The following is a 10,290-nucleotide window of genomic DNA, read 5'->3' as shown; positions in this document are numbered from 1 at the left end:
TCTTTCACCTTGAATTGCGAAAGTGGCGAAATTGGTAGACGCACTGGATTTAGGTTCCAGCGCCGCGAGGCGTGAGAGTTCGAGTCTCTCCTTTCGCACCATACATACCTTATAAAATAAGGGTTTTAAAGCGGTTGGTACTCAAAGTGCTAACCGCTTTATTATTTTCTACCAAACTATTCATCAGTTTTTACTAGAATATATTTTTTTATATATTAAAATTGGTTCTTCAACTTCTAATTTCGTAAGTTCTGGCACAATTCTTAGAAAATGTTCTGTTTTTGTATGTGCTTTCAAATGCTCCTAGATGCCCACTCTTCAATTAAAGCAAGATTATTTTCATTATCCGATTGACAAAAAAGTTCATATTTAAGACAACCATTTTCTTCAATCGTTTTATCTATAAGTTCTTTATATAACTCTATCGCCTGACTCCTTGTTTCTTCTGTAACAATACTACGCATAACAACTTTAATCATATCTTTTCCTCTTTATTTCAGCATATATTCATATAAAAAATACTCTTATGCTAAAATCACACCATAAAAAATATTGACTCCACTCTTCCACTATTTTTATCATTTTCATTTGCGCAAGCCAAAAAAACAAACTTGTTACATCCCATGACTTGCTTGGCTTCTTTTCAACTGTTCTGCTTTCATTAAATACTCATAAAGCGGTGCCAATTGTGTAAATCCTTTTTCTAATTGCTTAACAATCTTTACCGTAGAAACATCTTCGACTTTTGGACTCTCATACATAAGGGCAAAACTTTTACGGTTATACCAATTAGCGATCTCTGGATCTTGCTCTTTCACCAAAGGACGTTTATAGCACTCCCCTACCAATTCAAAGGGTGTTTGTGTGCTTTTTCTTACTACAGTTAAAAAAGCTTTTGTGTCCTTCTGAATCAATTGCCGCAACACATCCATCGTCGCACGAGAAGCACAGTAATAGCCTAACCCATAGCGATAAAAATCAGGTGCAATTTCAAAAAAATAAACAGGCGCATCTTTCCAGTCAGGGCTACGACGTTTGAACGTTAACCACATATGACTGCGATACAATGATTTATCATGGGTATAACGTGTGTCTCTATTTAATCTTGATAATGTTTTACCAATAGCGGGGCGTGTTTCAAACTCAGGATCAATAAACATCATGGTTTGGCTTAGCTCTGTGACCAATAAACGAAATGGTGTTAACAACAAAGCATCATAGGTTTGCCTATTTTCGGCAAACCATTCGCGGCTGTTCTGAATACGCACTTCTTGTAAAAAATCCAATGCTTGTGCTGAAAACCCTTGAAAATTCTGTGTCATGATGATGTATCCCAATAAATGACTATTGAAGCAAAATTATCTTAATTAATTTAACACAAAATTATGTTTATTTAAATTAAATAAAAACATTCCTAACCAAATTGGTTAAAAAGATTTATTGTCTATTTTACCAACAGATACACCTTTGCTTCCTGTTCCACACACTCTATTTTACCATGCCATTAGGATGCAAAAACCAAATATTAAAGTGATCCAACTCCTACAACAAGCATTTGATATACCTAAATTATGATTAAATACTCATTTGAATGAAGCAAACAGATAAATAGCTAAATTTAATGATATTAAATATTGATTGAAACCTAATTATGGCTCTTCTATCATATTCAAACTTTTTCTAACCAACTAGGTTTATTTACTATGAAATCAACTGCAGTACTGTCAATCACCATCAGCTTTTTGGTTTTGGCAGCATGTTCGTCTATGGCCAATACTCACACCATAAGAACCATTAAACAAACAGATTCATGTACCCATTTAACACTCAAACTGGGTGAACAAGTTGCTTTTGAATTACCCAGTAACCCAACAACTGGGTACAGTTGGCAAATCACACAATTACCTGCTGATATATTGGCTCCTTTAGATACGGGCAAATATACAGCAAATCAAGCTCAAGCTGAGCAAAAACGTGTTGGCTCTGGTGGAAAAACAACTTGGCGTTATCAAGCCATCAAACAAGGACAAGACACTTTAAAAATGACATACCTGCGTCCTTGGGAAAAAGATGCATCACCAGCCGAGCATTTTGAATGTGCCATTACTGTCCAATAATTGAACAGATAAAGTAAAGGCACAGATATAAAATATGTGCCTTATTTATTTTTCTCTTGAGCCATAAAAAATAAACAATCATGCTGATTAATTTCTACTTAACTCTTAAAATAGCTTATTCTTAGTACAATCAAAACAAAAAAATCGTCTTTTATTTTAGCAAATACTATTTTTCTGATTGATTATTCATATCATGTTTGTGCTAGACTTAGCCTATCTCTTATATGGATTTGACTATGTTACAACGGACACTTGCTCAAGAAGTCAGCGCAACCGGAGTTGGTCTACACTCAGGCGAACGTGTGCGCCTTACTTTAAAACCCGCTGCTGTAAACAGTGGTATTGTTTTTTGTCGCACAGACCTGCCTGAACAACCTTCTGTACGGGTACATCCTAATTTGATTAATGATACTCGCCTATCGTCCACTATTGTGACTGAAACTGGTTTACGTATTGCCACTATTGAGCACATTATGTCGGCCTTTGCTGGTCTAGGCATTGATAACATCAAAGTGGAATTAAGTGCACCAGAGATCCCCATTATGGATGGCTCTAGTCTGCCTTTTATTTACTTATTGGAATCAGCTGGTATTGTCAATCAAGAGCAGCCTAAAAAATTCATCCGAATTTTAAAAGAAGTGACTGTGGTTGAAAAAGACAAAGAAGTCCATTTATCACCTTATGATGGCTTTAAAATTCGCCTAAATATTAACTTTGATCATCCAGTCATCAACAGAGGCAATCAAACCTTTGAAATTGATTTTAAAAACACCTCATACCTAGATGAAATTGCCAGAGCACGCACTTTTGGCTTTATGCAAGAAATTGAGTTTATGCGTAGCCATAATTTGGGTTTAGGAGGCAATTTAAATAACGCAATCGTTATTGATGAAGGTGATGTACTCAATCCAGACGGTTTACGCTTTGATGATGAATTTGTTCGCCACAAAATTTTGGATGCCATTGGTGACTTATATGTAATTGGTCATCCAATTATCGGTTTTTTTGAAGGCATAAAATCGGGGCATGCAATTAACAACAAACTCCTTAGAGCCTTATTAGATCAACCAGATTCATTTGAATATGTCAGCTTTGAAGCAAATGAACAAGTCCCCAACAGCTTTCATGAGCTGCCTAAAATAGCCTAAGCGAAAAACAATAAACCGTGTCAATAGCCAGACAATTACTTATAATGTCTGGCTAATTATATTTGTGATTTTAATAACACCGCCAAGAGATAAATATGAGCCAGTTTGCCCCACCCTCGTCAGAAGCAAAAGCCGCCAGTGATGCATTAATTAAAACCATTCAACACTGTATTGAACAAAATGATGGCTGGATCAGTTTTGCTCAATACATGAATATGGCTTTATATACACCACAATATGGCTACTATACGGGCGGTAGTTATAAAATTGGTGCACAGGGGGATTTTATTACTGCGCCCACACTCAGCACTTTATTTAGTCACACATTAAGCAAACAAGTGGCACAAATACTGCCACATACGCAAGGCAATATTTATGAATTCGGTGCAGGAACGGGCGCTTTAGCGCTTGGCATCATGCAAAAACTTACTCAGGCAAATATTGATTTTGATTGCTATTATATTATCGAAGTTTCTGCTCAACTGGCACAAAGACAAAAAGCGCTGGTTAGTCAACATGCACCAGAACTGCTACACAAATTGGTACATTTATCAGCCTTACCTGAAGAATTTAATGGGGTCATTATTGGTAACGAAGTACTGGATGCCATGCCCTGCGAACAAATCATATGGAATAAAGACTGTATTAAACAACAAGGAGTCACTTATAACCAGCAAGAAGGGTTTGAGCTAGATGCTCGCCCAATAAGTGACCCAAATATTTTAAAAGCAGCACAAGTACTGTCCATAAATCATTTCCCCTATCAAAGCGAACTTCATCTGGCCCAACAAGCATTTATTGGAACTTTGGCACAAAAATTAACAAAGGGGATGATGTTATTTATTGATTATGGTTTTGATGAACAACAATATTATATCCCTGAGCGAAATATGGGTACCCTAATAGGGCACTATCAACACCATACAATACATGACCCTTTTTTCCTCCCTGGGTTATGTGATTTAACCTGCCATATTAATTTCACAGCAATGGCACAAGAGGCCATTGATCAAAAACTGGACTTATTAGGATACACTACCCAAGCCCACTTTTTACTTAATTTAGGCATTACTGAACTCTTAAACCAAGTAGGCGAACCACAAAGCCAAGCTTATATTAAAGAAGCGTCGGCTTGCCAAACGTTATTGGCCCAACATGAAATGGGAGAACTATTTAAAGTGATTGCTTTTGGCAAAAATATTGATGAAGAACTGCTGGGTTTTACACACGGCGATTTATGCCATAAATTATAATCATGATTTAAGGTTATCCCAACACATTCAGCCAAAAAATGCTCTGACATCAACAAAAGGCACTAAACAAAGCAACTGGTATTTAGATGATCTTCGACGAACAGGCGCAACGACCATATTGGTTTTTAGACAAAATGGGGCGCTTTTTGCTTCATCATTATTTTGAATATTTTACCGTTCAGGCAAAGACATTTCACGCCTAAAATCTTCGATAGTAGACAAATCCTTGCCTTCAATCATCTGCAGGCACTCACGCCAAAATTTAAGCACAGTACGATATTGATTAAAGGTGAATTGTTGTGGCTCACCACCACTATCGGGATCGATTGAGTATTCTGTGTTTTCATTGGTAATCGCCATACAGCCCTTTTGTGCTACAGGAGGGCATAACCATATTTCATTTACGTTAATTCCCCAATCACCAAAACGAGGGTCTTCTGGTTGATAAGTACCTTGTTCAGCTTGTTGAAGCAACTCTTCAAATTCTATATCTGCTTTAGGTCTTTGTTGTGTTATAAAATCCAATAAGGTTCTTCCTATCACTTGATTATAGTCATTATTTTCAATACAACTTAACCTAGGTAAATATGATTTTTCTGCAATTTTAGCTATCCTAAAAACAAGCGTTTTATTTTTCATATAAAGGGTAACCTCTCCATTGTGGGATTTTTATATTTGGTGGGTTAAATTGGAATTTAACACCACTTGATTGACCCGTCCAAATCTCACCGTCGAATGTTTTATTCTCAAAAGTATAGCTCATTTCAAGCTTACTTCTGGTAACTGACCAATCAGCAGGCGTTAAGGTCGATTTAGCCCCATTATTGGTTTTTTTAAATATTCTATTTTTCTGGAAAAGGCATTTCGCGTCTAAAACCTTCGATAGTGGATAAATCCTTGCCTTCAATCATCTGCTGGCACTCGCGCCAAAATTTAAGCACAGTACGATATTGATTAAAGGTGAATTGTTGTGGTTCACCACCACTATCAGGGTCAATAGAGTATTCAGTATATTCGTTGGTAATTGCCATATGTCCTGGCAAAGCAACTGGAGAACATAACCAGATTTGTTTTGCATTCATATCCCAATCAGCAAAACGGGGGTCTTGAGGTTGGTATTCCCCTCTTTCAACCTTTTGTAATAGTTCTTCAAAAGAAGCATCTTCTTTTTCGCTGGTTGAATGTTCCGTTATAAAATCCAGCAAGGTTCTTCCTATCGCTTGATTATATTCATTATTTTCAATACAACTTAACCTAGGTAAATATGATTTTTCTGCAATTTTAGCTATCCTAAAAACAAGCGTTTTATTTTTCATATAAAGGGTAACCTCTCCATTGTGGGATTTTTATATTTGGTGGGTTAAATTGGAATGTAACACCACTTGATTGACCCGTCCAAATCTCACCGTCGAATGTTTTATTCTCAAAAGCATGGCTCATTTCAAGCTTACTTCTGGTAACTGACCAATCAGCAGGCGTTAAGGTCGATTTAGCCCCATTATTGGTTTTTAAGTAAAATGGCTCACCTTCTGCTTGTCTCATACCAACCTTAGCTTTAATCGTACCATTACTGCCCACTGGCTCCAACAGTTCCGTAATGACTAAATCAGGTGAGCGCGTAAAATGTCCACCCTGTACTTTACCTCGACCATTTTCATAGATTCTAACATCTGCCTCAATATGCTTAAAATCAATATCCTGTTGATGCTTACGGTAACTTTCTAATGTTTGCTGAAAGTGACTCGGTTCTTTAGCTCGTTCCGCAAACTGGTTATAAACCTGCTTTTCTTTATGTATCGCCAATTGTATATCTTGATGACGCTCAGACCATTGACTAAAGGTTTGCTTATCTTGTGCAATTTTCTGACTAACTTCTGTCACTGTACTGAGGTTTTGTTTAGACACGACTTGTTGTGGCCGTACTGCCTGTAGTTCAAAACCCAATGCCCCTGTTTGATAACGCATCATACCAGTAGGCAAGGCAACAGGCTTGAGTGTCACCCCATAACCACCATATTGGGTTACGGCTTTACCCATTGCCAAACCCGCAGTGACACCACCTACCAATTCTGCAAAGTCTCCATATCGTCCTTGCATCAGCGCTGTGGTACCGTGATAACTGGTTACCCCAATGCCGGTAATGGGGTTACTTTGTAACAAGAGTTCTGTTTGTGAAGTGCCGTTTTTATAGGCTTCTGCTGTGCCACTTTTCATCTCAGGTAACCACATATTGGCACCTTGTTTATTGCCCATATAATTATAGGTTACTGCCGCACCTGCTACCGCCATATCCCTGACTTGTAATACGGGTTCAACCACAAAGCCTTTTGCGCCATTAACAAGCCCACGCCCAAAGCGTTTGCCTATATTCAGTCGGTAAGTATTGGTTGATCAATACACGGTGTTTGAGTTGATCTTCAAAGGAATTACGTGCCAATGATTCTTGTGGTTTAAATAAACCACTTAATAGCTCATTGGTTTTTTGTTGTTCGAGGTTCTGTTTTTGCTGTTGTTGAAGCTGTGCCTGAATACTGTCAATTTGTTGGTTAATTTTGCTTTGGCTACTTATTCGCTGTTTAGCGAGCTGTTCGTTTTCTTTTTGCTGTTCAGGTGTGTAGATACTTGGATCATAGTGATATTCTTTATTTGGCTGAATATTGGGTACCAGATGTTGGTGTGCATCTTTAAGCTGAATATCTTTAACTTGTCCTGAACGGTATAAATGCCCCAAAGCTGCTTCGGGGTGATTGGGGTCTAATTGTTTGGCAATCGTCATGCCACTATCACCACTTTTGGCTATGGCTGTGCGTATGCTTTGTTCTGGCTCTTTCTCTGGTACAGTTTGTTTAATATCTTCTTTAGGCTGATTTTGCGCCAGAATAGCTTGAGGGTCTAATTTAATGCTTTTGTTATAAGCACCGACAATTAAGTGCATTTGTTTATGATTGATATCGACATAAGTGACTTTAGGCGGACGCCCTGCAAAGTCATCAATGGCAAAGCCAACAGCTTGCATTAAAGTTTGCTGCTCTTTGAGGCTAAAAACTGAAAGTTTTTCATATACTTTAAAACCTACCATTATTTTTGTAATGTGTTCTAGTCGTTCTTTTTCAGGATAAAACCGACCAAATGTTTGACTGTAATAAGGATTGTCTTTATTTTGTTGCCGCTCATTCTCAAGTTCTATGTCTGTTTTAGGTTGAGAAATTGTTTTTTGAATATCAATATGGGCTGCCACATTATGGCGAATATGGGCAATCAGATGATTACCATCTTGAGAAAGCCCAAGCCCATCAATTTTATCAAAATGCTTCTTTTTAGCGACTTCTACCGCTAAAGCTTCGGTTAATTGCTTTTGTTGCTCCTCATTAAACCCTTTAAGCAAATTATTTTGATTGAGATGATTTTGCACATCTTCGATTGCTTCTGGCAGTTTTTGCCCTACACGCTGCTGTTCTTCTTGCTCTTGTTGCCAGCGTTGCTGTTGCAAGATTTCTAAGTCGATTTCTAGGCGTGGGCGTTCCATAGGTTAAAATGCAAAACAATATATTAATGACAAACGAGATTGTATCGTAACCCACATGCCAAGTATCTAAAAATAGGGGAAAAAATACAAATTAAATAGATTATGAGAACATGTTACAACACCATTAAATAAAAAATAATGTTGTAACGTTAAAAATAGAATAAATAAACCAAAATATTTGATACATCAGAATAATATAGAAAAATTAAAATATATTTTATAGTCTATATATAATCGGTATGATCTCGAATATTCAGTAAAATATCTTTAATCCTTGATTGTACTTCATTTTCTATTTGACGCTCTAATGTATATTCAGACTCCATGCGGCCGTTCGTATGGGCTTTATAACCAGATGGCACATCGCCAGTATATCTAATTTGTTCTTCTGAAGAGGTAGAATGTAACTTAAATCCATCTTGATACGATACTTTTCCTGCGGCAGTCACCGTAACATCAATTTCATAACGATTGCGCTTTTCCTTCACTACTTTTGTAAAATACCGAACTTTACCGTCAGAGCCTGTTTCCTGTTGTTTGTATTCTCTTACCTTATCTTTGTTGATATGGTACTTCACACTATAACGCACTCTAATGGTCAAATCTTTGCGTGTATTTCTTGTTGCTTGTTGATAATATGAGCTATTAAAGGTTTGCTTAAAAGCTGGATTAATGATGCTTTTTAGGTCTCGTTCTGTTTTTGTCCCATCCCTCTTATGCCCGTCAATATAAAAGTCGATATAAACTGTACCAAGGTCTTTTTGTTTGCTGGCAAAGCTAGATGCATTTTTAAAATCACCATATGGCTTATAATACTCAAAAGCCTCAGTATATTTTTGAGCAGCTTCTCGGTTATCTGCTTTATAACGGGCATTTTGTGCAATTGACTGTGCTTCATCAAATGCTTTTTGTGCAGATTCCGTACGCCATTGCCTATCATATTGAGTAAATAGTTTCTTACTGTCTTTATAATCACCATACGCTTTATAAACATTAATAACTTGAGCAAAGTGTTCACTGGCTTGGAAGTAATCTTTCATTTTTGCTGCATCAACGCCTTTTTTATACCCATCTTCTGCAGCAAGCGTCGCATATTGTTTTGCATATTTTTCCATTAAGGTACGCATATCTTTATATTCAGCATACTTTAACCCTGCCTTATATATATCTGATTTTATTTTGTAATCAATAATCTGCACAGGGTTAATTTCATTGCCTTTTAAATAGTGCAATTGTGCTAACGTAGACCTAAGTTCAGGTAGCTTATAAGAAGCAATAAAATTGGCAAAATGATTACTATAAAACTTATTCTCTAAGAGAACTCTGATATTAAAAATCCCCTCATAGGCATTAATTCTTTCATCATAGTTTTTTTCAGAAGCCATTGATAATTTATTTTCGAAATGCTGAATACTTCGATAAATAATATTACTCATACTGTTGAACGTAGACTGGCTGGGCAATGTTCCAGATTGATCCAACTTATCTGTAATGATTTTAACACTTTCAACATATTGCCCTTTTTCCTGTAATTTATTGGCCTTACCAACAGTGGTACACCCTCCTAAAACCAATAATGCACAGAGCAATAAACATGACTTGAATACCCCATTTAATTTATTATTTATATTCATTTGTTTTAACCTTTATTTTTTATCTTATTGCAATCAAATATTAGTTTGGCCATTTTAAACAACATACCTGTAATAATATTTAAAGCTCAAGTAAATTTAAGTAAACAGTATATTAAAGCCTTTTACCATAATTAATTATTTTTCTGAGTGTATAGTTGCAAGACTTTTGGTGCATCGGGACTGACCAACATATAACGATTCACTTCAACTACAGGTAACATAAAACTGCTTGTGTTTAATCTAGCAAGTCTCATTTTATTGTACATTTCATTCGAATACTGACGAATATCCGTGCTTTTATAAACATATGGTATATTTTTATGATTTAATTGATCAATCATTCTTCTGGTCAACCCACAACTGTCTTTGCCATAAACAATCATATAAGGGTCATTATTGGCTGAGTTTATCTTGCCTTGGTCTTGGCTAAACGTTGGTGTTTTCCCACCAAAAACAAGGAATTCATAAACCTTCTGATTAATGCTGCTATTAACTTGTTCATTAGCACACCCTCCTGTTAGTACAACTGTACAAACAACACATAACATAGATAAATTTTTCATACATACTTTCAATAGTATTTTTATAAAAAAGTTTGGTTTGATTGTCACG

At 36.4% G+C, this 10,290-nt stretch carries 11 protein-coding genes and 1 tRNA gene; 4 read left to right on the top strand and 8 right to left on the bottom strand.

Features of this window, described 5'->3' with window-relative positions; translation table 11 throughout:
- Positions 1-16 precede the first annotated feature (16 nt).
- A tRNA-Leu gene (locus AADH04_RS10425) sits at positions 17-101 on the top strand.
- A 192-nt stretch (positions 102-293) separates the two neighbouring features.
- On the opposite strand, the gene AADH04_RS10420 is transcribed toward AADH04_RS10425, so the two are convergent.
- The gene (locus AADH04_RS10420) at positions 294-479 is read right to left on the bottom strand and encodes a putative quinol monooxygenase (protein ID WP_434777211.1); all 186 of its coding nucleotides are present in this window, start codon (positions 477-479) and stop codon (positions 294-296) included.
- A gap of 135 nt (positions 480-614) precedes the next feature.
- A complete protein-coding gene (locus AADH04_RS10415; RefSeq protein ID WP_434777210.1) occupies positions 615-1,322 on the bottom strand; it encodes a DUF2461 domain-containing protein in 708 nt (235 codons plus the stop codon).
- Between the two features lie 381 nt (positions 1,323-1,703).
- Here AADH04_RS10415 and AADH04_RS10410 point away from each other — a divergent pair, with 381 nt between their 5' ends.
- The 3 genes from AADH04_RS10410 (at position 1,704) to AADH04_RS10400 (ending at position 4,518) form a co-directional block, all read left to right on the top strand.
- On the top strand, positions 1,704-2,117 hold the full coding sequence (locus AADH04_RS10410) for a protease inhibitor I42 family protein (RefSeq protein WP_434777209.1): 414 nt from the start codon (positions 1,704-1,706) through the stop codon (positions 2,115-2,117).
- 236 nt (positions 2,118-2,353) lie between these two features.
- The gene (lpxC, locus tag AADH04_RS10405) at positions 2,354-3,265 is read left to right on the top strand and encodes a UDP-3-O-acyl-N-acetylglucosamine deacetylase (RefSeq protein ID WP_434777208.1); all 912 of its coding nucleotides are present in this window, start codon (positions 2,354-2,356) and stop codon (positions 3,263-3,265) included.
- A 95-nt stretch (positions 3,266-3,360) separates the two neighbouring features.
- Complete coding sequence (locus AADH04_RS10400; protein WP_434777207.1) at positions 3,361-4,518, top strand: class I SAM-dependent methyltransferase; 1,158 nt, start codon at positions 3,361-3,363, stop codon at positions 4,516-4,518.
- 171 nt (positions 4,519-4,689) lie between these two features.
- On the opposite strand, the gene AADH04_RS10395 is transcribed toward AADH04_RS10400, so the two are convergent.
- The 6 genes from AADH04_RS10395 to AADH04_RS10370 form a co-directional block, all read right to left on the bottom strand.
- Entirely contained in the window at positions 4,690-5,157 is a 468-nt protein-coding gene (locus tag AADH04_RS10395; RefSeq protein ID WP_434777206.1) for a hypothetical protein, read from the bottom strand.
- A 203-nt stretch (positions 5,158-5,360) separates the two neighbouring features.
- Positions 5,361-5,834, bottom strand: a complete 474-nt coding sequence (locus AADH04_RS10390; protein ID WP_434777205.1) for a hypothetical protein — start codon at positions 5,832-5,834, stop codon at positions 5,361-5,363.
- Complete coding sequence (locus AADH04_RS10385; RefSeq protein ID WP_434777204.1) at positions 5,824-6,837, bottom strand: hypothetical protein; 1,014 nt, start codon at positions 6,835-6,837, stop codon at positions 5,824-5,826. Before AADH04_RS10385 ends, AADH04_RS10390 begins: the two co-directional genes overlap by 11 nt.
- A gap of 16 nt (positions 6,838-6,853) precedes the next feature.
- Positions 6,854-8,044, bottom strand: coding sequence for a hypothetical protein (locus AADH04_RS10380; protein ID WP_434777203.1), 1,191 nt, complete (start codon positions 8,042-8,044; stop codon positions 6,854-6,856).
- A 224-nt stretch (positions 8,045-8,268) separates the two neighbouring features.
- The gene (locus tag AADH04_RS10375) at positions 8,269-9,678 is read right to left on the bottom strand and encodes a hypothetical protein (protein WP_434777202.1); all 1,410 of its coding nucleotides are present in this window, start codon (positions 9,676-9,678) and stop codon (positions 8,269-8,271) included.
- A gap of 131 nt (positions 9,679-9,809) precedes the next feature.
- Positions 9,810-10,241, bottom strand: coding sequence for a hypothetical protein (locus AADH04_RS10370; RefSeq protein ID WP_434777201.1), 432 nt, complete (start codon positions 10,239-10,241; stop codon positions 9,810-9,812).
- Between the last annotated feature and the right edge of the window lie 49 nt (positions 10,242-10,290).

Origin of the sequence: Neisseria sp. Ec49-e6-T10 (assembly GCF_051132615.1) — a bacterium.
Taxonomy (GTDB): domain Bacteria; phylum Pseudomonadota; class Gammaproteobacteria; order Burkholderiales; family Neisseriaceae.
The sequence above is the reverse complement of the archived record's forward strand: the minus strand, read 5'-3'. Positions and strand labels throughout refer to the sequence as shown.

What these genes read in the sequence shown, in the direction of transcription:
- AADH04_RS10420 (WP_434777211.1), bottom strand. Translation starts at nt 479, where the DNA reads ATGATTAAAGTTGTTATGCGTAGTATTGTTACAGAAGAAACAAGGAGT.
- AADH04_RS10415 (WP_434777210.1), bottom strand. Translation starts at nt 1,322, where the DNA reads ATGACACAGAATTTTCAAGGGTTTTCAGCACAAGCATTGGATTTTTTA.
- AADH04_RS10410 (WP_434777209.1), top strand. Translation starts at nt 1,704, where the DNA reads ATGAAATCAACTGCAGTACTGTCAATCACCATCAGCTTTTTGGTTTTG.
- lpxC (WP_434777208.1), top strand. Translation starts at nt 2,354, where the DNA reads ATGTTACAACGGACACTTGCTCAAGAAGTCAGCGCAACCGGAGTTGGT.
- AADH04_RS10400 (WP_434777207.1), top strand. Translation starts at nt 3,361, where the DNA reads ATGAGCCAGTTTGCCCCACCCTCGTCAGAAGCAAAAGCCGCCAGTGAT.
- AADH04_RS10395 (WP_434777206.1), bottom strand. Translation starts at nt 5,157, where the DNA reads ATGAAAAATAAAACGCTTGTTTTTAGGATAGCTAAAATTGCAGAAAAA.
- AADH04_RS10390 (WP_434777205.1), bottom strand. Translation starts at nt 5,834, where the DNA reads ATGAAAAATAAAACGCTTGTTTTTAGGATAGCTAAAATTGCAGAAAAA.
- AADH04_RS10380 (WP_434777203.1), bottom strand. Translation starts at nt 8,044, where the DNA reads ATGGAACGCCCACGCCTAGAAATCGACTTAGAAATCTTGCAACAGCAA.
- AADH04_RS10375 (WP_434777202.1), bottom strand. Translation starts at nt 9,678, where the DNA reads ATGAATATAAATAATAAATTAAATGGGGTATTCAAGTCATGTTTATTG.
- AADH04_RS10370 (WP_434777201.1), bottom strand. Translation starts at nt 10,241, where the DNA reads ATGAAAAATTTATCTATGTTATGTGTTGTTTGTACAGTTGTACTAACA.